At 41.7% G+C, this 587-nt stretch carries 1 protein-coding gene; it reads left to right on the plus strand.

All coding sequences use genetic code 11. From position 1 onward, the window contains the following. Window positions 1-27: 27 nt before the first annotated feature. A partial coding sequence (locus tag AC3G7N_RS21915) for a sigma 54-interacting transcriptional regulator (protein WP_489424234.1) occupies window positions 28-587 on the plus strand: 560 nt, incomplete at its 3' end.

The following is a 587-nucleotide window of genomic DNA, read 5'->3' on the forward strand; positions in this document are numbered from 1 at the left end:
GTTTTAATTACATCCGGAAAAGAAGCGGTGACAGATGCTATCGAAGAAGGGAAGCGGGTATACCATTTTTTCCGGAGGATGAATAATCAATTCAATTATTTTCGGGAGACCTTTAATTCCATGCCCTTCCCGGTTATTTTACTTCATAAAAACGGTGAAATAATAGCGAAGAATTTAATGTACGAGCAGGACAGCCACTGTCACGAAATAATGGAGTCGTCTGCTGTTCCAAGGATAATCAAGAGGGTACTGGAAAGTGGAATCAGTAAGTGGTCTGAAATTGAAGGTAAAACGAATCGTTATGAAATACAAGCCTTTCTGGTAAGTAAAGCAGAGGGTATAGTTGGGATAAACATCCATGCTGCGCTTCTTAAATCACATACCAAAGCTGTTAAAATTATCGGGGATCCGGTGCATATCCCGATTATTGGAGATAGCGGCCAGGCCATTAATTTACGAAAAAATATTGAGCAGATTGCTCATTCCGACGATCCTGTGTGTATTTTGGGTGAGCCGGGTACGGGTAAATTTAGCGTTGCGCAGGAAATCCATTTTGAACGGTTTGGTCAGGACTCACCGATGGTTGT

The sequence above is a fragment of the Virgibacillus carmonensis genome, assembly GCF_057836705.1.